Annotated in this window: 19 protein-coding genes, 1 pseudogene and 1 riboswitch; of the genes and pseudogenes, 12 read left to right on the top strand and 8 right to left on the bottom strand. The window is 54.4% G+C overall.

Features of this window, described 5'->3' with window-relative positions:
- Positions 1-242: 242 nt before the first annotated feature.
- A complete protein-coding gene (gene yegQ, locus INF77_RS10440) occupies positions 243-1604 on the top strand; it encodes a tRNA 5-hydroxyuridine modification protein YegQ (protein ID WP_008500866.1) in 1362 nt (453 codons plus the stop codon).
- A gap of 248 nt (positions 1605-1852) precedes the next feature.
- A complete protein-coding gene (gene yegS, locus INF77_RS10435) occupies positions 1853-2752 on the top strand; it encodes a lipid kinase YegS (RefSeq protein ID WP_193532373.1) in 900 nt (299 codons plus the stop codon).
- 68 nt (positions 2753-2820) lie between these two features.
- Here the strand turns inward: yegS and fbaB are convergent, their stop codons facing one another.
- Positions 2821-3873, bottom strand: a complete 1053-nt coding sequence (fbaB, locus tag INF77_RS10430) for a class I fructose-bisphosphate aldolase (protein ID WP_008500869.1) — start codon at positions 3871-3873, stop codon at positions 2821-2823.
- A 250-nt stretch (positions 3874-4123) separates the two neighbouring features.
- Here fbaB and INF77_RS10425 point away from each other — a divergent pair, with 250 nt between their 5' ends.
- From INF77_RS10425 to INF77_RS10415, 3 genes are read left to right on the top strand one after another with little or no spacing between them, the layout of a single operon-like run.
- Positions 4124-5401, top strand: a complete 1278-nt coding sequence (locus tag INF77_RS10425) for a nucleoside permease (RefSeq protein ID WP_193532372.1) — start codon at positions 4124-4126, stop codon at positions 5399-5401.
- Entirely contained in the window at positions 5398-6402 is a 1005-nt protein-coding gene (locus INF77_RS10420; protein WP_041909084.1) for an ADP-ribosylglycohydrolase family protein, read from the top strand. The genes INF77_RS10425 and INF77_RS10420 overlap by 4 nt, the downstream gene beginning before the upstream one ends.
- The gene (locus tag INF77_RS10415; protein WP_193532370.1) at positions 6399-7352 is read left to right on the top strand and encodes a PfkB family carbohydrate kinase; all 954 of its coding nucleotides are present in this window, start codon (positions 6399-6401) and stop codon (positions 7350-7352) included. The genes INF77_RS10420 and INF77_RS10415 overlap by 4 nt, the downstream gene beginning before the upstream one ends.
- Here the strand turns inward: INF77_RS10415 and INF77_RS10410 are convergent.
- Genes INF77_RS10410 through thiM form a run of 3 tightly spaced genes read right to left on the bottom strand, consistent with a single transcriptional unit; the run spans position 7326 to position 9682 of the window.
- Positions 7326-8072, bottom strand: coding sequence for a GntR family transcriptional regulator (locus tag INF77_RS10410; RefSeq protein ID WP_028013821.1), 747 nt, complete (start codon positions 8070-8072; stop codon positions 7326-7328). The genes INF77_RS10415 and INF77_RS10410 overlap by 27 nt on opposite strands.
- A 42-nt stretch (positions 8073-8114) precedes the next feature.
- Positions 8115-8915 carry a bifunctional hydroxymethylpyrimidine kinase/phosphomethylpyrimidine kinase gene (gene thiD, locus INF77_RS10405; protein WP_048959208.1) on the bottom strand — a complete coding sequence of 267 codons (801 nt, stop codon included), beginning with the start codon at positions 8913-8915 and terminating at the stop codon, positions 8115-8117.
- Complete coding sequence (thiM, locus tag INF77_RS10400; protein ID WP_193532368.1) at positions 8912-9682, bottom strand: hydroxyethylthiazole kinase; 771 nt, start codon at positions 9680-9682, stop codon at positions 8912-8914. The genes thiD and thiM overlap by 4 nt, the downstream gene beginning before the upstream one ends.
- Before the next feature lie 35 nt (positions 9683-9717).
- A riboswitch (TPP riboswitch) is annotated at positions 9718-9815 on the bottom strand.
- A 210-nt stretch (positions 9816-10025) separates the two neighbouring features.
- On the opposite strand from thiM, the gene INF77_RS10395 reads away from it, so the two are divergent.
- Positions 10026-10286 (top strand): hypothetical protein, encoded by a 261-nt coding sequence (locus INF77_RS10395; RefSeq protein WP_074171868.1) that lies wholly within the window; start codon positions 10026-10028, stop codon positions 10284-10286.
- On the top strand, positions 10286-10720 hold the full coding sequence (locus INF77_RS10390; protein WP_074171867.1) for a hypothetical protein: 435 nt from the start codon (positions 10286-10288) through the stop codon (positions 10718-10720). The genes INF77_RS10395 and INF77_RS10390 overlap by 1 nt, the downstream gene beginning before the upstream one ends.
- A gap of 46 nt (positions 10721-10766) precedes the next feature.
- Here the strand turns inward: INF77_RS10390 and INF77_RS10385 are convergent.
- Positions 10767-11617 (bottom strand): annotated as a pseudogene (locus INF77_RS10385) (integrase); the annotation flags it as partial.
- 636 nt (positions 11618-12253) lie between these two features.
- Between INF77_RS10385 and INF77_RS23210 the strand changes: the two are divergent.
- Both INF77_RS23210 and INF77_RS10375 read left to right on the top strand, forming a co-directional pair.
- Positions 12254-13324 (top strand): YadA C-terminal domain-containing protein, encoded by a 1071-nt coding sequence (locus INF77_RS23210; RefSeq protein ID WP_227413949.1) that lies wholly within the window; start codon positions 12254-12256, stop codon positions 13322-13324.
- A 159-nt stretch (positions 13325-13483) separates the two neighbouring features.
- Complete coding sequence (locus INF77_RS10375) at positions 13484-13954, top strand: hypothetical protein (RefSeq protein WP_193532362.1); 471 nt, start codon at positions 13484-13486, stop codon at positions 13952-13954.
- A 48-nt stretch (positions 13955-14002) separates the two neighbouring features.
- On the opposite strand, the gene INF77_RS10370 is transcribed toward INF77_RS10375, so the two are convergent.
- Complete coding sequence (locus INF77_RS10370) at positions 14003-15436, bottom strand: glycoside hydrolase family 32 protein (RefSeq protein ID WP_193532359.1); 1434 nt, start codon at positions 15434-15436, stop codon at positions 14003-14005.
- Positions 15437-15453: 17 nt separating this feature from the next.
- A complete protein-coding gene (locus INF77_RS10365; RefSeq protein WP_028013826.1) occupies positions 15454-16695 on the bottom strand; it encodes an MFS transporter in 1242 nt (413 codons plus the stop codon).
- Positions 16696-16931: 236 nt separating this feature from the next.
- Here INF77_RS10365 and INF77_RS10360 point away from each other — a divergent pair, with 236 nt between their 5' ends.
- The 3 genes from INF77_RS10360 (at position 16932) to INF77_RS10350 (ending at position 21144) form a co-directional block, all read left to right on the top strand.
- Positions 16932-17939 (top strand): LacI family DNA-binding transcriptional regulator, encoded by a 1008-nt coding sequence (locus tag INF77_RS10360; protein ID WP_193532358.1) that lies wholly within the window; start codon positions 16932-16934, stop codon positions 17937-17939.
- A gap of 343 nt (positions 17940-18282) precedes the next feature.
- Positions 18283-19659 carry a diaminobutyrate--2-oxoglutarate transaminase gene (locus INF77_RS10355; protein WP_014884533.1) on the top strand — a complete coding sequence of 459 codons (1377 nt, stop codon included), beginning with the start codon at positions 18283-18285 and terminating at the stop codon, positions 19657-19659.
- Between the two features lie 18 nt (positions 19660-19677).
- Positions 19678-21144 carry an aspartate aminotransferase family protein gene (locus tag INF77_RS10350; protein WP_193359621.1) on the top strand — a complete coding sequence of 489 codons (1467 nt, stop codon included), beginning with the start codon at positions 19678-19680 and terminating at the stop codon, positions 21142-21144.
- Between the two features lie 37 nt (positions 21145-21181).
- Here INF77_RS10350 and INF77_RS10345 read toward each other — a convergent pair whose 3' ends face one another.
- Entirely contained in the window at positions 21182-21697 is a 516-nt protein-coding gene (locus tag INF77_RS10345; RefSeq protein ID WP_193532357.1) for a protein disulfide oxidoreductase, read from the bottom strand.
- Positions 21698-21760: the final 63 nt, after the last annotated feature.

The following is a 21760-nucleotide window of genomic DNA, read 5'->3' as shown; positions in this document are numbered from 1 at the left end:
ATAAAAGATAAAACCACTGTTATTTTGCATTTAGATAAATTATTTTAAATCGCATTATTGATTTATTAAATATGAAATAAATTTCAACTACCATAAAGAGTAGTAAATTACTTTTTTAAGAGTCCCGCGCTTTACCTCCCTGCCCCGCAGCGCTACAATGCCCGCCCTTAAAGTGGGGGATCTCCCCTTACCGCTGCACCTGGTGCATGCGGATCTGACCTGTCATCAGAACGAGAACAAACATGTTTAAACCGGAACTCCTTTCCCCGGCGGGAACGCTGCAAAATATGCGTTACGCTTTCGCCTATGGCGCCGACGCCGTGTATGCGGGCCAGCCGCGCTACTCGCTGCGCGTGCGTAATAACGAATTCAACCACGAGAACCTGCAGCTCGGCATCAACGAGGCGCATGCTCTGGGTAAAAAATTCTACGTGGTGGTCAACATCGCGCCGCACAACGCCAAGCTGAAAACGTTCATCCGCGACCTGAAGCCGGTGGTGGATATGGGGCCGGACGCGCTGATCATGTCGGACCCGGGTTTAATCATGCTGGTTCGGGAGAACTTCCCGGAAATGGATATTCACCTCTCCGTACAGGCTAACGCCGTCAACTGGGCGACGGTGAAGTTCTGGAAGCAGATGGGGCTGACCCGCGTCATTCTGTCTCGCGAGCTTTCCCTCGAAGAGATCGAAGAGATCCGCACTCAGGTGCCGGACATGGAAATTGAAATCTTCGTTCACGGCGCGCTGTGCATGGCCTACTCCGGCCGCTGCCTGCTCTCTGGCTATATCAACAAGCGCGACCCGAACCAGGGCACCTGCACCAACGCCTGCCGCTGGGAATATAACGTCCAGGAAGGCAAAGAGGACGATATCGGCAACATCGTCCACAAGCATGAGCCGATCCCGGTGACGAACGTTGAGCCGACGCTAGGCATCGGCGCGCCAACCGACAGCGTGTTTATGATTGAAGAAGCCAAGCGTCCGGGCGAGTATATGACCGCCTTTGAAGACGAGCACGGCACCTACATCATGAACTCAAAAGATCTGCGCGCCATCGCCCACGTTGAGCGCCTGACGCAGATGGGCGTGCACTCCCTGAAGATCGAAGGCCGCACCAAATCCTATTACTATTGCGCGCGTACCGCACAGGTGTACCGCAAAGCCATCGACGATGCGGCTGCCGGTAAACCGTTCGATACCAGCCTGCTGGAAACGCTGGAAGGCCTGGCGCACCGCGGCTATACCGAAGGCTTCCTGCGCCGTCATACCCACGACGACTACCAGAACTACGAGCACGGCTACTCCGTTTCCGAGCGCCAGCAGTTTGTCGGCGACTTCACCGGCGAGCGCAAAGGCGCGCTGGCGGCGGTGGCGGTGAAAAACAAGTTCACCAAAGGCGACAGCCTGGAGCTGATGACCCCGCAGGGCAACATGAACTTCACGCTGGAGCATCTGGAAAACGGCAAAGGCGAAGCGATTGAGGTTGCGCCGGGCGACGGGCATACCGTCTGGCTGCCGGTTCCGGAAGAGGTGGAGCTGAAGTTCGCGCTGCTGATGCGTAACTTCAACGGTGAAAGCACACGTAATCCACACGGCAAATAGTCAATCAGGGAAATTTTTTCGCGCTGGGATAATTCTTAGAATCGGATCACATACCGCTTCGTTCAATACGGGTATTATCCCCCCGCTGAAAAACATAACCCATAAATGCTAGCTGTACCAGGAACCACCTCCTTAGCCTGCGTAATCTCCCTTACGCGGGCTTATTTTTTGCCTTTCATCCAGTTCTTACCCGCTTTTTTCCTCTCTGCTATACACTCTTACTAACGCTAAAAAAGGGAGCAGCGAGGATGGCAACCTATCCAGACAGTTTATTGATTCTCAATGGCAAAAGTGCAGGCAACGATCCGTTGCGTCAGGCGATTATGAGTTTGCGTGACGACGGCGCACGTATCCACGTGCGCGTGACGTGGGAAAAAGGCGACGCGGCACGCTATATCAACGAAGGCTTAGCGTTAGGTATCAGCACCATCATTTCCGGCGGCGGCGATGGCACCATCAATGAGATCGCCTCTGCGCTTATCGACCTGCCACCGGCAGATCGCCCGGTGATGGGCATATTACCGCTCGGCACCGCCAATGATTTTGCCACCAGCGCCGGGATCCCAGAAGATTTAGAGAAGGCGCTTCAGCTGGCGATCCTCGGCAAAGCCACCGCCGTGGATATCGCCCAGGTGAATGACAAAACCTGCTTTATCAATATGGCGACGGGTGGATTCGGCACGCGCATTACCAGCGAAACGCCGGAAAAACTGAAGGCGGCGCTGGGCGGCGTGTCATACCTGATCCACGGTTTGATGCGTATGGACACCCTCAAGCCGGACCGATGCGAAATTCGCGGTGAGGCTTTTCAGTGGCAGGGTGACGCGCTGGTGATTGGGATTGGCAACGGACGTCAGGCAGGCGGCGGACAGCAGCTCTGCCCGGAGGCGCTGATTAACGATGGTCAGCTACAGCTGCGCATTTTCACCGGCGACGGTCTGCTGCCCGCGCTGTTTACCACGCTGACGCAGCCGGAAGAGAGCCCGAATATCATTGACGGTAAATCGGCGTGGTTCGAGGTGAATGCGCCGCACGGGATGACGTTTAACCTCGACGGAGAGCCGCTGAGCGGGACGCAGTTCCGCATTGAGGTGTTGCCCGGCGCGCTGCGGTGCAGGCTGCCGCCGGACTGTGTGCTTTTGCGCTGATGTTTCACACGGTGCGCGATGATGCCCTCACCCCAACCCTCTCCCACAGGGAGAGGGAGATGGAGACGTCAGGCAATTGTGACTTTACTGTCCAGATAGACGTCCTGAACCGCATTGATCAGCTTCACACCGTCGGCCATTGATTTCTTGAACGCCTTACGGCCAAGGATCAGCCCCATGCCGCCCGCGCGTTTGTTGATAACCGCCGTACGCACCGCATCGGACAGGTCAGTATCGCCGCCCGCCGCGCCGCCCGAGTTAATCAGCCCCGCGCGGCCCATGTAGCAGTTCGCCAGCTGGTAGCGCACCAGGTCGATCGGGTTATCGCTGGTCAGCTTGCTGTAAACGCGATCGTCGGTGTAGCCAAAGTTCACCGCTTTATAGCCACCGTTATTCTCCGCCATTTTCTGCTTCACGATGTCCGCGCCGATGGTGGCCGCCAGATGGTTCGCCTGGCCGGTCAGGTCGGCGGAGACGTGATAATCCACCCCGTCTTTTTTGAACGCCGAGTTACGCAGGTACGCCCACAGCACGGTCACCATGCCCAGCTCGTGCGCGCGCTCAAACGCTGCGGAGATCTCTTCAATCTGACGACGGGACTGTTCAGAGCCGAAGTAAATCGTCGCCCCGACGGCCACCGCCCCCATGTTGAACGCCTGCTCGACGCTGGCGTAGAGGGTCTGGTCATACTCGGTGGGGTAGCTGAGAGTTTCGTTGTGATTCAGCTTCACGAGGAACGGAATGCGGTGGGCATAGCGACGCGAAACCGAAGCCAGCACGCCGTAGGTGGAGGCTACACAGTTACAGCCCGCTTCAATCGCCAGCTCAACAATGTTCTTCGGATCGAAGTAGAGCGGGTTCGCCGCGAAAGAGGCGCCCGCCGAGTGCTCAACGCCCTGGTCCACCGGCAGAATAGAGAGATACCCGGTACCGCCGAGCCGTCCGGTATTGTAGAGGGTCTGCATGTTTCGCAGAACCGCAGGCGGACGGTTGTTATCCACCATCACGCGGTCAACGTAGTCGTGACCAGGCAGGTAAAGCTGGTCGGCTGGAATGGTCATACAACGATGCTGTAAAAGGCTGTCGGCGTCTTTGCCAAGCAACTGCGCAATATCAGTCATGTGATACTCCCGTAAATCCGACGTCGTGTCGGTGTGTGTTTATCCAGTCCCATCTTTTATGGGCAGACTAAGCCTGGTACCGACTTAACAGATTTTCCACCATATGCATTTTTTTTCAGCACAATCTGCTGGCTCGATTCGTGTACAACAAAACTGTTACATTGATCAAACAATCGCCATAAAGGTATTTAAAAGGTATTATTGAGTGGTATGTTAAAGGCGTACCTTATCTGACATGCAGGATTAAAAAATGAAAACGAAAGTCCAACTGTCATTCATGATGTTTGTTGAATGGTTTATCTGGGGCGCGTGGTTTGTGCCATTGTGGCTGTGGCTGAGCAAAAGCGGGTTTACCGCCGGGGAAATTGGCTGGTCTTACGCCTGTACCGCGATTGCCGCGATCCTCTCTCCTATCCTGGTCGGCTCGCTGACGGACCGCTTCTTCGCCGCGCAGAAAGTGCTGTCGGTGCTGATGTTCGCCGGCGCGATCCTGATGTACTTCGCCGCGCAGCAAACCCAGTTCAGCACCTTCTTCCCGCTGCTGCTGGTCTATTCCCTGACCTATATGCCGACCATCGCGCTGACCAATAGCATTGCCTTCGCGAACGTGGACGATGTTGAGGCTGATTTCCCGCGTATCCGCGTGATGGGCACTATCGGCTGGATCGCCTCGGGGCTGGCGTGCGGGTTCCTGCCACAGATGCTCGGCTACAGCGATATTTCCGATACCAATATTCCGCTGCTGATGACCGCAGCCAGCTCCGCCCTGCTCGGCGTCTTTGCCCTGTTCCTGCCGAACACACCACCGAAAAGTACCGGCAAGCTGGATTTCAAAGTGATGCTGGGGCTGGATGCGCTGGTCCTGCTGCGCGACAAAAACTTCCTGGTGTTCTTCTTCTGCTCGTTCCTGTTCGCCATGCCGCTGGCCTTCTACTACATCTTCGCCAACGGCTATCTCACCGAAGTGGGGATGAAAAACGCCACCGGCTGGATGACGCTCGGCCAGTTCTCTGAAATCTTCTTTATGCTCGCCCTGCCGTTCTTTACCAAACGCTTTGGTATTAAGAAGGTCTTACTGCTGGGCCTGATTACCGCCGCCATCCGCTACGGCTTCTTCGTCTACGGTGGCGCTGAACAGTACTTCACCTACGCCCTGCTGTTCCTCGGCATCCTGCTGCACGGCGTGAGCTATGACTTCTACTACGTGACCGCGTACATCTACGTGGATAAAAAAGCGGCGGTGCACATGCGCACCGCCGCGCAAGGCCTGATTACGCTGTGCTGTCAGGGGTTTGGTAGCCTGCTGGGTTACCGCCTGGGCGGCGTGATGATGGAAAAAATGTTCGCTTACAAAGAGCCGGTGAATGGGCTGACCTTCAACTGGGCCGGGATGTGGACATTTGGTGCAGTCATGATTGCCGTGATTGCCGTGCTGTTTATGCTGTTTTTCCGCGAATCGGATACAGAGATCACCGCAATTGAGGTGGTTGATGGCGATACCGCGCTGACACAAGGGGAAGTTAAATGAAACAAGACCGTATTCTCGGGGCCCTTTACGGCCAGGCGTTAGGGGATGCGATGGGCATGCCGTCAGAGCTGTGGCCGAGAAAGCGCGTCAAGGCGCACTTCGGCTGGATCGACCGCTTTTTACCCGGCCCGGCAGAGAATAACGCGGCCTGCTATTTCAAACAGGCAGAGTTCACCGATGACACCTCGATGGCGCTGTGCCTGGCCGATGCGATCATCGAGTGCGACGGGGAGATTAACGCGGACGTTATCGGCAAGCATATCCTGAACTGGGCGCTCGACTTCGACGCGTTTAACAAGAACGTGCTCGGCCCGACTTCCAAAATCGCGCTTAACGCGATTCGTGACGGGAAACCGGTCAGCGAGCTGGATAACAACGGCGTGACTAACGGGGCGGCGATGCGCGCCTCCCCGCTGGGCTGCCTGCTCCCGGCGACGCGGCTGGAGCACTTTGTGGACCAGGTTGCGCAGGCCTCCAGCCCGACGCATAAATCGGATCTCGCCATTGCCGGCGCGGTGGTGATTGCCTGGGCGGTTTCCCGCGCCATCGATGGGGAACGCTGGCAGAACATCGTCGATGCCCTGCCGGGGATCGCCCGCTATGCGCAGGAGGCGAAAACCACCACCTTCAGCGCGTCGCTCGCGGCGCGCATTGAGCTGGCGCTTAAGACCGTGCGGGACGCCAACGGCATCGACTCCGCCAGCGAGCAGATTTATCAGCTCACTGGCGCGGGTACCAGCACCATTGAGTCCGTTCCGGCAGCCATCGCGATGGTGGAGCTGGCGGGAACCGACCCGAACCGCTGCGCCATTTTATGCGCCAATCTGGGTGGCGATACCGACACCATTGGCGCGATGGCGACGGCCATCTGCGGCGCGCTCCACGGCGTGCAGGCCATTGACCCGGCGCTCAAAGCCGAACTCGACGCCGTTAATCAGCTCGATTTCGGTCACTACTGTGAAAAACTGCTGCACTTCAGGGAGCAAAGGGAGGGGGTATGAATTCTTTTGCCCAACGTCTCGACACCCTGCACGCCACGCGCCCGGTGACGGTGCTGGGCGCGGCAGTTATTGACGTCATCGCCGACGCCTACGCCCTGCCCTGGCGCGGGTGTGATATCGAGCTTAAACAGCAGGGGGTGAATATCGGCGGCTGCGCGCTGAATATCGCCATCGCCCTGAAACGGCTCGGCATTGTGGCGCAAAACGCCCTCCCCGTCGGCCACGGCGTGTGGGCGGATATTATTCGTAACGCAATGGCGAAGCAGGATCTGCACAGCGCCGTGGAGGCTGAAACCGGCGACAACGGCTGGTGTCTGGCGCTGGTGGAGCCTGACGGCGAGCGCACCTTCATGTCCTTTAGCGGCGTCGAGAACCAGTGGCAGCAGCGCTGGCTTGACGAGCTAAACGTCCCGCAAAATAGCCTGGTTTATCTCTCCGGCTACCAGTTGGCCTCGCCGTGCGGCGAGCTGCTGACGGGCTGGCTTGAAGGGCTGGAGGACGTGACGGCGCTTATCGATTTCGGCCCACGCATCGCGGATATCCCCGACGCGCTGATGGCGCGGATTATGGCCTGCAGGCCGATCGTGTCGCTTAATCGTCAGGAAGCGGAGCTCGCTGCTGAAAGGCTGGGCGTTGAGGCTGAAAACCTGGGCGAGGAGTGGCAGCAGCGCTTCGGCGCCGCGCTGATTATGCGGCATGATAAAGACGGGGCTGCCTGGTATGATGGCGAGGCATCGGGCGTTGTTCCGGCGTTTCCCGCCACGGTAGTGGACACCATTGGCGCTGGCGACAGCCACGCGGGCGGCACGCTTGCCGGGCTGGCGGCGGGATGGTCGCTGGCAGACGCCGTTCTGCTGGGGAATGCCGTGGCGTCCTGGGTGGTGAGCCATCGCGGCGGCGACTGCGCGCCCACTCGTGAGGAATTACTCCTCGCACACAAAGACGTATAGGTCGCTGCGACAGTAGCTGATGCTGTACTCAATCGGCCGGTGCTGCTGGTCAAGCGCAACCTGCTTGATCACCAGCACCGGTATTTTTTCGTCCATCTTAATGTGCGCCTGAAACTCGCTGTCCGGCATGCGGGCGCTGACCCGTGAACGGGTGCGCTGCGGGAAGATATTCTGACTGCGGAAATAGTCGTACAGCGAAATTCCTATCGCATCCGGTTCGGGAATGAGCCCAACCGGCACCCAGGACTCTTCAATTGACACCGCATCGTCATCCACATAGCGAATACGCTTCAGCAAAAAGACGTCGCTGTTCGGCTCCAGCGACAGGTGTCCCGCCACCTCTTCCGGGCATTTCACCACGCGTTTATTGACCCACAGCGTATTAGGCGTTTTACCGCGTAGCACCACCTGCTGAGAGAACCCGCGCGCTTCCTTGAGCGAGTATTCGAAGATGTTGTTAATTTGCGTGCCGTAACCCCGGGCACGCGTGACAACGCCCTCGGCTTCCAGCGCCTGCATCGCTTTGCGCACGGTGATCCGCGACACGCCGGTTAACTGGCTCAGATCGCGCTCGCCGGGCAAAATGTTCCCGTGCTCCAGCACGCCGCTGCGCACCGCGTTTTTTACCGTTTCGGCAAATTTCAGGTACAGCGGCGTGTTGTCAGGCGCGGCGATCCGTTCAGTCAGTTGAGCGATTAACCGGGTATGCGCTTGTTCCATCTCTGTTTTCTCAGGCGTGGTGTTTCCTGCCAGTATACTGGGTTACCACCACGCATGAAAATGATGAACCGGCCCAATACCGTGACCGACTTCCAGAGTATCGGCTTTTGCCAGCGCCGCTGAGAGCCAGATTTTCGCTTCTCGCACCGTATCAGCCCAGCCGTCATGCCGCGGGCGCAGCGCCGCCAGCGCGGCGGAGAGGGTGCACCCCGTGCCGTGGGTGTTTTTGGTCTGTACTCGCGGAGCCGTAAAACGTTGCTCGCCGTCGCGGGTAAAGAGCCAGTCCGGGCTTTCAGCGTCATCCAGATGACCGCCTTTCATCAGCACCGCCCCGCAGCCCATCGCCAGCAGCGCATACCCCTGCGCTTTCATTTCGTGTTCAGTTTGCGCGTGCGACGTGCCTAACAGCGCGGCGGCTTCCGGCAGATTGGGCGTGATGAGCGCCACCTGCGGCAGCAGCTTATTGCGGAGCGTCTCAACGGCGGAGGCGGAGAGGAGCGGATCGCCGCTTTTTGCCAGCATGACGGTATCCAGCACCACGTTTTGCACCTGATAGCGTTTAAGCCGCTCGGCCACCGCCTCCACAATGTCCGTTTCGGCCAGCATGCCGATCTTGGTGGTATCAATCCGCACGTCGCTGAACACCGAATCCAGCTGCGCGGCAACAAAATCTGGCTCGATACGGTAGACCGACTGCACGCCGCGCGTGTTTTGCGCAACCAGCGCGGTAATCACCGAGCAGCCATACGCGCCAAGGGCCGAGAAGGTTTTCAAATCGGCCTGGATGCCCGCGCCGCCGCTGGGATCGGTACCGGCAATGGTCAGGGCGTTAATCCGCTTCATGCCTGTTCCTCCAGCGTATAGAGCGCATCCAGGAAGGCGCTGGTAAAACTGCCTGGCCCGCGCGAGCGCGCAACGGCTGCCGTTCCGGCGCGCTTCATCCATCCGCAGGCGGCGGCAACATTATCCAGCCTGTCCCCCGGCAGCGAGCAGCTCGCCGCCACAACGGCAGAAAGCGCGCACCCGGTGCCCACTACGCGCGTCATTAACGGGTCTCCGCCCGTAACCGTTCGGGTCCGCTCTCCGTCAGTGATGTAGTCCACCTCGCCGGTGACCACCACAATGGCATAGGTCTGGCGGGCCAACGCCTGAGCGGCAGGCAACGCGCTGGCGGCGGTGTCGGTGGTATCAACACCGCGCCCACCCACGCTCATTCCGGCCAGAGCCAGGATTTCGGAGGCGTTGCCGCGAATGGTGGTCGGGTTCAGGGCCAAAATTTGATGGCAAAAACGGGTTCGGAACGTCAGGGCACCCACCGCAACCGGGTCCAGCGTCCAGGGTTTGCCTGCCGCCACCGCGCTTTCAATCGCCCGACGCATCGACTGGGCGCGCGGTGCGGTCAGCGTGCCGACGTTGATTAACAGCGAATCGGCTATCGCGGCAAACTGTTCGGCCTCTTCGGCCTCAATCACCATCGCCGGGGATGCGCCAAGGGCCAGCAAAACGTTGGCTGTAAAGGTCTGTACGACGTCATTGGTCATGCAGTGGGTCAGCGGAGAACGGGTGCGGAAGTGGTGTAAAACGTGTAAATCGAGCAGGTCAGGCTGCATGGGTTCGCTCCTGCCTTGCGTGAAGAAGCGATGACCGGGAAGGCATCTGACTTCCCTACGCTGGCATTATCCAGATCAGGTAATACGGGTATTTCTCAGCCTTCAACGAAGAAGGGCACCCCGAGTCAAATAAAACAAAATCAAAAACTTGCGATTAATGCTCCTCATTAATCCCTGTTCAGGATAGTAATGCCAGCGGGAAGTCTTGTAAACGGCAAAAGCGGCCCTTTTGGCTGTGTGTGACAGGATGAGTGACAGTTTGTGTGACACAAGTATCCATCCATTCCTTAGACTCAAGCCGTCTCGAGTATTAAAATATGGAAAATTAACTTGAGGGAGCATTATGCCAAATTCACCAGTCCTAGAATTACAGGAGCTTGCCAGTAGTAGAACGAATGATATTGTGGATGTTCTTCTTAAAGCCAAGATGATAGCAGTGAATTATGAATGGGCAAGTCTTCCGCCTGGAAGGTATGGTCAGCCAGCGAAAACAAAGTCTGAAGCACTTTCTTTATACAATTATTATCTGGATGAAGAAGTTAAGGGACAAACAGATCTTCACCTTGACATTGGTTATATTACAAAAACAGCGGAGTCAGAATAATGAAAGCTTGGCCTTTTACATTATTGTTAATTTCAATAGCAACCCATGCAGACTCAAACTTTGGAGTGTGGAGTACTAGTTGTGATGATGATGGTTTTTCTATTACTATTGACAAAAACACCAATCCACTTGTTGTTAATGACAATCAGATTGTTGTCAATGTTCATTCTAACGAAATATCTAAAGAGAAAGTTGATATTTTCTACGACAGTGTAGCTGATCTTGGCCGAGGTGGAATGAATTTTGATTGGAAGAATGTAAGTTCAACTACGCCTCTGGCAGAATTAAACATCGTTAATCGAAATGGCGAATTTCGATGGAATGGGTTTTACGATAGAAAGAAATCCAAATATTATTGGGTGAATGATCCTGATTTTGTACAATCTTATGCAAACAATGGCGTAATTAAATTGCATAAGTGTGAAAAAAAATGAATGTTGCGGAGGCGATCCCTCCGCGCTCTTATTTTAGGTAGTATCACTAATCCCATTGTATTCCGTCAATTACATAACAGACTGAAGATAAGGGAAATGTATGCAGATAGCGCCGGATGATACCTGAACCGCTCTTCTCATGACCAACCACCTGTTGCAAGTGCGACAAGTTACCAACCCAGCCAGCAAAACAGGTGGAAATCATTGTGTGACGGAAACTATGCACCAATCGCCTCTGTCCATAATCATCAAGGCACGGAATCCCAAGCTGATCGCGAACGTCAGCTAACACTCTGCCGATCTTCGTCATGTTCTTACCCGACACAGGCGAGAAGATTTTCTCTTTCCACTGACGATTAACGAAATCGAGGAACCACACTCGATCAGTTTGGGGTGGATCGCAACTTGTCGCGTTGCATTTTCGGTTTTCCCCTGCCCTCTTCTTGCTCCTGTGTATGCCAACAGCAACGTGATCCATTTCTCCCTGCCGTTAGGCTGCTTGAGCGCCCAGCCAACAAATTTTCTCATTTCTGCTGCAATATATGCGCCAAATCTCGCTTTGGACGGCGCAGCCACTGCACCATCAGTCGGAGAGTTCTCCAGGTCTTTGTTGTCGGTTAGGAAGGTTTTGAACAGCGATTTGTAAATCTTCAGATGCTTGTGGATTGACTCCGCACCAACCGAATCTTCAGGCGGCACATCATCGCACTCGATCAATTGCTGGACAGTCATCGAACGGTAAGGCTGAACAACACGCTTAGGCAGGTTTTCAACAACTTCCATCACCTGCTTAATGTCCTGTTTGGTGATCGTCGTGACATCAGTTGTTGTACCGAGGACAATCAACAGCACTTCCATAAAGCGTTTATTGGCTTGTGAGATTGCCTTTGTCCTGTTGTGGGGTCAGTCCATAAATGACTCTGAGCTGTCTGTTAAACCCGTGGCGATTCAGAGATGGTAATATCCTGCTTTCAGATGCGTGGAACGAGAAGAAACAAGCTTGATAATTACAGGGGCTATCGTGCCCCTCTTTTGAACCGAAACCATTCTCCATAACATTTCCATTACGTCCAAAAAACATCCGCTTTTTCAGCGTGTAAGAAATAGCTCGAACAACATAATTTTTTCCGCTTTCAGTCAGTCTCTTTTACGTTTCATTAATCATTAAAACTTATTTCGAATGAAATATAAAGTAATCCCTAAACCGTTTAACCTCGCTAAACATTTAGCCTCTCAATCAAGGGGTTACCGCGAAACTCGCGTTTGGCCCTCACCTTATAAGTTAATGTAAACATTGAGATATTTCCCTTCACCTCTTAAAAATTCACTTTGGCTATTCATGCCATTTATGATTTAGATCAATATCCAAAAGCTCGCATTAATTGATAGTTACTGCACGTTACGAATTAAGTGATTTATTCAAAATTTAACGTAACTCCGTTATTTTAATCGGGCGTAACCAGACGTTACATCAACACGCCAGGATAGCCAGCCTTGCCCATTTTTACTTTTTAAATGATGAGTGTTTTACAAATGAAAGTTGTTAAAAATGCCGTTAGTGCTTTTGTATTTGGTGTTATTTTCACTGGCTCTATGAACGTAACTCAAGCAGCTGATGTAAACGTAAACCTTAACGATAACGTCTTCAATTCAGGTTCTTTTATTCAGGTCCAGGGGACTGACAATACCGCTTATAATCTGGATAATATGAAAGCTGAAAATGTAAAACAAGACGGGCAGATCTATAACTTACAAGGCGATCGTGAGCGGATGCAAAACGAGATTGACGCAAGTAATGGTAATATCAGCACTAACGTCAATAATATTTCCTCTCTTCAGACTTCTGTCTCTGGTGTCGATCATGAAGCTAAATTAGCAGGCGCTCTTGCTGACACCGCTAATAAAAAAGGTGATGCGGCGTTACAGGGCGTGCTGACTAACGGAACTGCAATTACTAATATTGAAACTGTTAACGCTGTCCAGGATAGCCGCCTTGCAACTGTTGAAGCTACTAACGGTATACAAGATGGCCGCCTGTTAGCTCTTGAGAATGCACCAAAACCAACTAACGGCGTTGATGGAAAAGACGGCGCTAAGGGTGAGAAAGGCGATACCGGCGCACAGGGCGTTGCCGGAACTAACGGACGTGACGGAGCGAATGGTAAAGACGGTAAAGATGGAAAAAATGGCGTGATGACCACTGTGACACGCACGCAGGTAGACACGGCAACACAGGCTAAAGTCGCTACTAATAGTCATGCGGTTACGGCCGAGGCTCAGGAGCTGCAGGCGACCAAACAGACATTACAGGCTCTGAATAACAACGCTAACCAGCAATTTAGATCGCTGCGTGAGGAAGTCGATAATAACAAGAAAGAAGCAAACGCGGGTATCAGTGGCGCGATGGCGATGGCCGGTTTACCTCAGGTGCAAACAAATCAGCGCGTGATGTTCTCGGCTGGCGGTGCGACTTACAACGGTGAAAGCGCGTTAGCGGTTGGGGCGTCGGTTAACTTTAACGAACATATGGTTGGTAAAGTGAGCTTCTCTGATGACACAGCAAATAATATGGGGGCTTCAGTCGGCGTAGGGATTGGCTTTTAATAAATAACCAGTATGACAAAATACATTGTTATCTCTGTAATAGTGTACCTGATGCTTATTATCGTTGGCGCATGGTTAGGTATTATGTATCAGGCTTATTATATTTGCGGCTATTAAACTTTCTTCTATAGAATATTTTTCATCAAAGGTATTATCGTAATGATAAAGTCACTCTTAGCGGTATTAATAGCTGGCGCTGTCATCCTGCTTTCTGCGTGTACTTCACCTGCTCAGCGCATGGCCGAATGTGAACACCAGGGCATTAGCAAAGATACCTGCTACCTGGCTGAGCAAAATCGCCAGAATGCTTATAATGAAGCCGCACAAAATGCAGCATGGGCGAACGCGCGTGATGCCGCAGCGGGTACGGGTATCTGGGATAAAAAAGACGCGAAACAACATGCTCAGGCGGCCAAAGCGGTACACGCCTTTAAATGGGAAGGAATGAAGATCACAATTAAAGGCGAGATCCTGGATGTCGATGGCGTATTGGGCGCGCTGGATGAAAATGAGCCTCAGGCAAAAGTTTATTCACAAGGGCTATACACCTTCATTTACTATCCTGCTAAAGGCAAATTAGCGGTGAGTAAAGAAGGAAAGTTCGAAGGCTACGCAACAAAGATTAAATAGAAACAGAGGCGACACCTGTCGCCTTTTTAATTTGCAGGCCTTAACGTATTACTCTAGCTGCCACGCCCCGGCATCAATAAGCGATGCGGTTCCCGTCCAGGCAAACATTGCCAGTTCGCGCGCCCCTTCATCAGGATAAATGCGGCTGCTCAGGCACGCCTCCCCTTCATTGACAAACACTTCCACTGACGAGCTGTCAACGAACAGGCGCAGGCTTAGCGTGTCGTTCAGATTCAGCGCGACGCTTCGGGTACCGCACAGGCCATACTGCGGATAATAACGCTCCAGCACCAGGCGCTGCATCTGCGCATCAACGTAGAGACGGAATCCGTCGCCAAGACGAATGCCGTACTGCTCCGCGCTGCTGTTAGAACAGTCCCACTGCAGAATGACCTCCATCGCATCGCAGCTTTCCACCTGAACGATCTGCTGATTGTTGAGCGTGCTCACCGGCCAGGGGAACCACGCTCCCCGCAAGCTTTCCACTTCTCTGGCTGGCCGCATCTGCAGGCGGTTATCCGCGCTTAGCGTCAGTTCGCGCGGTAAAGAGAGCATGCCAGCCCACCCGTCCTGCTGTTCCGGAAGGGGAGATTCCCACATGTCCAGCCAGCCGATAACGATGCGGCGGCCGTCAGGCGTCAGGAAGCTTTGTGGCGCATAGAAATCATGCCCGCTATCCATCTGCACAAACTCACCTTCACGCACGAAAGGTTGGCCGGGCTGCCACTCCCCCAGCAGGTAACCGCTCTGGAAAAGATTGCGATTTTTGAATCCCTCCGCAGCCAGCCCCTGAGGTGAAAACATCAGCACGCGTTTGCCGTTGAGGGTGAAAAAGTCCGGGCATTCCCACATGTAACCCATCTCTTTTTCAGCCACCGCAAGCACGCCCATATCCTGCCATTCGCGCAGGTCGTCAGAACGGTAAACGCGCACCTGGCCCGTCTCGCCATCCCGCGCGCCGACAACCATGTACCAGCGCTCCCCTTCCCGCCACACTTTTGGATCGCGAAAGTGATGCAGCCCAGGCGGCGTGTCAACGATCGTTCCTTGCCGCGTAAAATGGACGCCATCACGGCTGGTTGCCAGGCACTGCACCTGGTAAAGGTTAGCCTCGTCATCCGGATCGCCGTGGAATTTGTGGCCGGTATAAATCAGCGCCAGCGTATCACCATCCACCACCGCCGAGCCGGAAAAACAGCCGTCCTTATCCTCTGGCCCTTCCGGTGCCAGCGCCACCGGGAGGTGTTCCCAGCGAACTAAATCCTTGCTGCGCGCGTGGCCCCAGTGCATCGGCCCCCACTGGGTCGAGTATGGATGATGCTGGTAAAACGCGTGATACCAGCCGTCAAACCACACCAGACCATTCGGGTCGTTCATCCAGCCGGCCCGCGCGGCGAGGTGGTAACGCGGATACCAGCGCAGGTTAAGATCGCCGCGTTTGGCCTGTAATGATTGTTCAGCTTTGGCAATGGAATACATCATTTGTTTACTCTTTTCAGTCAGATAGTGGAGGGTTGCGGCATGAGCGGGTCAGAAGAAGACTTACCCGAGCGCAACAGGAAGATGGAGATGAGCGTGGTGCTGAAAACTAACAGCCCCATAATGAGATAGGATTGGGCAAAGCCGTATTTCTCATAGCTGTAACCCGCCAGCGGCGACAGCACAGACGCAATCACCGAGCTTGTACAGGCAAAGCCCACCAGATAGAGCGTGGAAGAGAGCCGCTTATCAAAATGTAAGCTGTTGTATTTAAATACCGAGACCAGCAATACGGGCAGTTCTACCGCGTGCAGCAGCTTGGTAATGGAGATGAGCACCGGCCCCTCAACCAGACCAGATGCCACCATACGCATTGCCATCACCATTCCCGCGAATATCAGGCCGTTTTTCGCGCCGAGGCGGTTCACCAGCCACGGAGCGCAAAACATGCCCGCCGCCTCAAGGAAAACCTGGAAGGAGTTGAGATAGCCGTACATGGCGTTCCCTTCCTGCAACGTCGGGAACTGTGATGAGAAATAGACCGGGAACTGCTGATCGTAAACGCCGTAAATGCAGGTGCCGATAACGAAAAACACCAGCGCCCAGAAACGCGGCAGCGTCAGCAGGCGCAATGCGTCTTCCAGCGTCACCTTGCCACCGGACACCGCTTCCTGCATGGCGTGCGGTGCGGAAGAGACCCGCAGGCGCGCGAGCAAAACAAAAAACACCAGCCCGGCGCCGCTCGCGACAGCGAAATTCAGCTTCGGATTGATGTTAAACAGGAGCCCCGCAAAAAAGGTTGCCGCCGCCCAGCCAAGCGATCCCCACATTCTCGCCTTGCCAAACTCAAACTGGCTCTGACGGGCCACGCGTTCGGTATAGGATTCCAGCACCCCAATCCCACCGTTAAACGTCAGGCCAATAAAAATCCCGCCGAAAATACTGCCCAGCAACACGTTAATTTGCAGCAGATAGCCAAACAGCAAAAAGGCCGGACCGGAAAGAATAAGCAGACTGGTCAGAAACCAGAGCAGGTTTTTGCGCAGGCCGAGTTTGTCCTGAATAAATCCATAGCAGATTTGAGCAAACAGCGCGGAGACGGAAAGCACGGCATAGATAACGCCCGTATCCCCCGCTTTTAACCCCACTTCCTGGTGGAGCCAGATAGAGAGCAACGAGCCGGAAGATGACCAGGTGACAAAAAAGAAAAACAGTAATGCGCTCAGTAAGGGATAGCTGTGAGAGTGATGCGTTTTCATCATGGCATTCTCATGTTGGAGTAATGACCCAATGGTAACGTTAACATTCATGCTTTCTCATGCTGCCTGATTAAGATTTAAGATGTTAATCACGAAAGTTAACGTTAACATTAAGGAAGTGAGATCGCGATCATAAATTTATCACTGAGGTAAGCATGACTTAGCCTGGTCATCAGCCTTCCTTTTACATCAGCGACTTAGTTGTATACCCTCTCACAGAGCATTAACGGAGTAAGAAAATGGCTTCCCTGAAGGACGTCGCAAAGCTGGCTAACGTATCGCTGATGACGGTTTCCCGCGCGCTTAACAGCCCGGAGCGCCTTAAACCGGAAACGCTGGCGCGCGTACAGTGGGCTATCGAGCAAACCAGCTACGTTCCCGATCTGTCCGCCAAGAAAATACGCGGCGCGAATGCTTCGCCTAAAACCATAGGCGTGCTAGCGCTCGATACGGTCACGACACCTTTTTCGGTGGAGATTACGCTGTCCATTGAAGAGACGGCCAGGATGCACGGCTGGAATAGCTTCGTCATGAATATGTTTGCTGACGACAATCCGGATGCCATTGTCGATCTTCTGCTCTCCCATCGGCCAGACGGGATTATCTACACCACGATGGGGTTACGTCAGGTTCCTCTTCCTGCCAAGCTGCTCACCCTCCCCTGCGTGCTGGCCAACTGCGAGAGTGTCGGTGAAAAGGTCGCCAGCTATATCCCGGATGATGAACAGGGGCAGTACGCCGCCGTCAGGGCATTACTCGCAGAAGGCTATCGGCAGCCCCTGTGTCTGCATTTACCTGTGGGCCATCTGGCCACAACCCGACGCCGTCAGGGGCTTGAACGCGCCTGCCGTAAAGCCGGAATCGACCCGGACAGCCTGGAACATGCGTATATGGCGCACGGGGATGAGCATTATCGTGATATTCCGACCGCATTGCTGGCGCGTATCCGGAACGGCATCCCGCGGTTTGATTCCGTTATCTGCGGTAACGATCGTATCGCGTTTATGGTATACCAGACGCTGCTGGCGCAAGGGCTTCGCATCCCTGAAGATGTCGCGGTTATCGGCTATGACAATATGGTGGGCATTGGCGAGCTGTTTTTGCCGCCTCTTTCAACGGTTCAGTTGCCCCACTACGAAATTGGTCGCCTGAGCGCCCTGCACATTATTAACGGAGCACAACACCGGGAAACGACGCGCGTTGAAAGCCCATTTTTAATGCGTGATTCCATTGCGCGCGCCATGTGACTAACGCTTTTTGTCGTTGATGGAAAAATAAGGGGGTATGAAGGCAGCATACCCCCTTCTTTTGTCAGCCAATGGCACGATTTGTCACACTCTTTTCTGTCATTTAACAACCCAAACAAACTCCGAATAAGCAATTGTTTTTATTGCCAATAAAGTGCAATTTTCTTTTTGAAAATGGTGATATTGCCTCTCCTGTGCTCCATGTCACAAAACAGTAAACAAATTAACCATTGAGCCCCGTGACAAAAGGCTCTATATTGGCGGCGTTTTTTTCAGGCCCCATCTGTTTTTTAACTTTTTATTCAATCGTGGCTCATAGCGAAGCGGCGGTTGTAGGAGTGATATGATGACGGATAAAGTCCGTATTGACACCGTAGATGCCCACAAAAGCAACGAAACCTATCTGGCCCGTCAGGCCGAGTTTGAATCTAACGTCAGGAGTTATCCCCGCAAACTGCCTTTAGCGATTACTAAAGCAGAAGGCGTGTGGATCACCGATGCAGATAATAAAGAATACCTTGACTGTTTAGCAGGCGCAGGGACCCTTGCGCTTGGCCATAACCATCCTGATGTGCTGAAAAGCATCCAAAATGTCATTACCAGCGGCTTGCCGTTACACACTCTGGATCTGACTACGCCTCTGAAAGACGCGTTTTCTGAATATCTGCTCTCTCTGCTGCCTGGTCAGGGCAAAGAGTACTGCCTGCAGTTCACCGGTCCATCCGGTGCCGACGCCGTTGAAGCGGCGCTGAAGCTGGCGAAAAAAGTGACCGGCCGTAGCGGTATCATCAGCTTCTCTGGTGGTTACCACGGCATGACCCACGGCGCACTGTCCGTGACCGGCAACCTGTCTCCGAAAGAAGCGGTTGACGGTATGATGCCAGAAGTGCAGTTCATGCCTTACCCGCACGAGTACCGCTGCCCGCTGGGTATCGGTGGTGAAGCGGGCGTGAAAGCGCTGACTTACTACTTCGACAACCTGATCAACGACGTTGAAAGCGGCGTGCGTAAGCCTGCCGCGGTGATCCTGGAAGCCGTTCAGGGCGAAGGCGGCGTGAACCCGGCTCCGGCTGAGTGGTTGCAGCGCATTCGTAAAGTGACTCAGGAACACGGCATTCTACTGATCCTCGACGAAGTTCAGGCTGGCTTTGCCCGTACCGGTAAATTCTTCGCCTTCGAACACGCGGGCATCGAGCCAGACATCATCGTGATGTCTAAAGCGGTTGGTGGCGGTCTGCCGCTGGCCGTGCTCGGTATCAAAAAGCAGTTCGACGCATGGGCGCCAGGCCACCACACCGGTACTTTCCGCGGCAACCAGCTGGCAATGGCAACCGGCCTGACGACGCTGAAAATCCTGAAAGACCAGAACATCGCGGGCAAAGTGGCTGCACAGGGCGAATGGCTGAAAGGCCAGCTGAAAGAGATGGCAAAACGTTATCCGGTCATCGGTCACGTGCGCGGTCTGGGCATGATGATCGGTATCGAGATCGTTAAGCCACACGAAGCTGCTGACCATATGGGCTGCTTCCCTGGCGACGGCGAGCTGTCTGCGCTGATTCAGAAGAAGTGCTTTGAAGCCGGTCTGATTCTGGAGCGTGGTGGTCGTAACGGCATCGTTCTGCGCCTGCTGCCTTCCCTGCTGATCAGCGACGAAGAGCTGAAAATCTTCCTGGATAAATTCGAGCAGGCACTGCTTGCTGCGGGCGTTCGCCCGGCGTAACCGGAGTAGTTGATTACGATGTCAGATTCAAACCCAATTTTGTTCTCCTCTGCGCAGAGCATTGAAGCTTACCAGCAGGCGATTGAACAAAGCACTCAGGCTGTGATGCAGTGGCTGAAGCAGCCTGAGATGTACCAGGGCAAAACGGTCGCGGAGCTGCGCGACCGTATTAAGCTGGATTTCAACCCGAAAGGGCTGGGCAACGAAGCGGCGATTGAACGCGCCGTGGAGTTCTTCCTGAAAGACAGCTTGTCCGTTCATCACCCGCAGTGTGTGGCGCACCTGCACTGCCCAAGCCTGGTGGTAAGCCAGGCGGCGGAAGTGCTGATCAACGCCACTAACCAGAGTATGGACTCCTGGGATCAAAGCCCGTCCGCAACCATTATTGAGATCAAACTGATCGAGTGGCTGCGTACCCGCGTGGGTTATCAGGCTGGCGACGCGGGTGTCTTCACCAGCGGCGGTACCCAGAGCAACCTGATGGGTCTGATGCTGGCGCGTGACGCATTCTTCGCGCGTCAGGGCCACTCCGTTCAGCAGGACGGTCTGGTGGGCGATCTGCGCAAAATTCGCGTGCTGTGCTCCGAAAACGCACACTTCTCCGTGCAGAAAAACATGGCGCTGATGGGCCTGGGCTATCAGTCCGTAGTGCAGGTGAAAACCGACGAGTTCTCCCGCATGGATCTGACCGATCTGGCGGCGAAAATCGAGCAGTGCAACGCGAACGGGGAGCAGATTCTGGCCATCGTCGCGACGGCAGGTACTACCGATGCCGGTGCTATCGATCCGCTGCGTGCCATTGCTGAACTGGCGGCGAAGCAGAACATCTGGGTACACGTTGACGCGGCCTGGGGCGGCGCGCTGCTGATGTCTGATCAGTATCGTCACTACCTGGACGGCATCGAGCTGGTGGATTCCGTCACCCTGGACTTCCACAAGCAGTTCTTCCAGACCATCAGCTGCGGCGCGTTCCTGCTGAAAGAAGCGCGTCACTATGAGCTGATGCGCTATCAGGCGGCCTACCTGAACTCTGAGTTCGACGAAGAAGCGGGCGTGCCTAATCTGGTGTCCAAATCTCTGCAGACCACCCGTCGTTTCGACGCGCTGAAGCTGTGGATGAGCCTGGAAGCGCTGGGTCAGGAGCAATACGCGGCGATCATCGATCACGGCGTAACGCTGGCGCAGCAGGTTGCGGCCTACGTGAAAGAGCAGCCTGCTCTGGAACTGGTTATGCAGCCACAGCTGGCAAGCGTGCTGTTCCGCTTCCGTGGCCAGGTGCAGATGGACGACGCGGGCATCGCCCTGCTGAACCAGAAAATTGGTGATGCGCTGCTGGAATCCGGCCGTGCAAACGTCGGTGTGACCGAGCATAACGGCATCACCTGCCTGAAGCTGACTCTGCTGAACCCAACCGTGACGCTGGAGGATATCATAATCCTGCTGTCGCTGGTTGAGCGCACCGCGCAGGAAGTTCTCGCGAAGTAATACAAAAACCCCTCTTCCGTCGGAAGAGGGGTTATCTTTATACGCCTGCCCACCACATTCTGATTTTCAATCCCCAGTAGCTCGTCCAGCCCGTTGTGGTACTGACTACTTTCCCCTTTGACACAATCACCAGCGTCGGCGTTACGCTCACCTGCCACTGCTGCGACACGGCACCGTTTGCATCGTTAATCACCGGCATACTCAGGTTTTTCTTTTCAGCCCAGCGAGCGAGCTTTGCATCGTCACCGGAGCGCATGGCAATGCTTACGACGTTACCGCCCTCTTTTGCCAGCTTATCGACCGCAGGTGTCGTATAACGACAGATGCTGCACCAGGTTGCCCAGACGTAAATCAGCAGGGGGCGCTCCTTGCTGAGCGCCGCGATATCGTGAATGTTACCGTCGATGCTCTGCATAGGCGTTGCGCTAAAGCTGGCGGGTAATGACGGCTTTCGGTATTGATCCACGCCCCACATAATCGCCAGCGTAAGCAGAATGAGTATGATCCCTTCCCGCGCCCAGCGGTGCAGGCGACTCAATTTACGGTTATCCATTATGACCTCTCAATTTAACGGAGGTCATCTTAGCGGGCTATTCGGCGTCATGCTGTAAAGAAA

This window comes from Enterobacter cloacae complex sp. P1B, from assembly GCF_014982345.1.
Taxonomy (GTDB): domain Bacteria; phylum Pseudomonadota; class Gammaproteobacteria; order Enterobacterales; family Enterobacteriaceae; genus Enterobacter; species Enterobacter bugandensis.
This window is presented reverse-complemented; position numbering and strand designations above follow the sequence as displayed.

Excerpts from the sequence above, each read along its gene's own strand:
- INF77_RS10375 (WP_193532362.1), top strand. The coding sequence starts at position 13,484 with ATGATAAAGTCACTCTTAGCGGTATTAATAGCTGGCGCTGTCATCCTG.
- INF77_RS10360 (WP_193532358.1), top strand. The coding sequence starts at position 16,932 with ATGGCTTCCCTGAAGGACGTCGCAAAGCTGGCTAACGTATCGCTGATG.
- INF77_RS10420 (WP_041909084.1), top strand. The coding sequence starts at position 5,398 with ATGAAACAAGACCGTATTCTCGGGGCCCTTTACGGCCAGGCGTTAGGG.
- INF77_RS10350 (WP_193359621.1), top strand. The coding sequence starts at position 19,678 with ATGTCAGATTCAAACCCAATTTTGTTCTCCTCTGCGCAGAGCATTGAA.
- yegS (WP_193532373.1), top strand. The coding sequence starts at position 1,853 with ATGGCAACCTATCCAGACAGTTTATTGATTCTCAATGGCAAAAGTGCA.
- INF77_RS10345 (WP_193532357.1), bottom strand. The coding sequence starts at position 21,697 with ATGGATAACCGTAAATTGAGTCGCCTGCACCGCTGGGCGCGGGAAGGG.
- INF77_RS10370 (WP_193532359.1), bottom strand. The coding sequence starts at position 15,436 with ATGATGTATTCCATTGCCAAAGCTGAACAATCATTACAGGCCAAACGC.
- INF77_RS23210 (WP_227413949.1), top strand. The coding sequence starts at position 12,254 with ATGAAAGTTGTTAAAAATGCCGTTAGTGCTTTTGTATTTGGTGTTATT.
- INF77_RS10415 (WP_193532370.1), top strand. The coding sequence starts at position 6,399 with ATGAATTCTTTTGCCCAACGTCTCGACACCCTGCACGCCACGCGCCCG.
- INF77_RS10425 (WP_193532372.1), top strand. The coding sequence starts at position 4,124 with ATGAAAACGAAAGTCCAACTGTCATTCATGATGTTTGTTGAATGGTTT.
- INF77_RS10355 (WP_014884533.1), top strand. The coding sequence starts at position 18,283 with ATGATGACGGATAAAGTCCGTATTGACACCGTAGATGCCCACAAAAGC.
- INF77_RS10365 (WP_028013826.1), bottom strand. The coding sequence starts at position 16,695 with ATGATGAAAACGCATCACTCTCACAGCTATCCCTTACTGAGCGCATTA.
- thiD (WP_048959208.1), bottom strand. The coding sequence starts at position 8,915 with ATGAAGCGGATTAACGCCCTGACCATTGCCGGTACCGATCCCAGCGGC.
- fbaB (WP_008500869.1), bottom strand. The coding sequence starts at position 3,873 with ATGACTGATATTGCGCAGTTGCTTGGCAAAGACGCCGACAGCCTTTTA.
- INF77_RS10395 (WP_074171868.1), top strand. The coding sequence starts at position 10,026 with ATGCCAAATTCACCAGTCCTAGAATTACAGGAGCTTGCCAGTAGTAGA.
- yegQ (WP_008500866.1), top strand. The coding sequence starts at position 243 with ATGTTTAAACCGGAACTCCTTTCCCCGGCGGGAACGCTGCAAAATATG.
- INF77_RS10390 (WP_074171867.1), top strand. The coding sequence starts at position 10,286 with ATGAAAGCTTGGCCTTTTACATTATTGTTAATTTCAATAGCAACCCAT.
- thiM (WP_193532368.1), bottom strand. The coding sequence starts at position 9,682 with ATGCAGCCTGACCTGCTCGATTTACACGTTTTACACCACTTCCGCACC.
- INF77_RS10410 (WP_028013821.1), bottom strand. The coding sequence starts at position 8,072 with ATGGAACAAGCGCATACCCGGTTAATCGCTCAACTGACTGAACGGATC.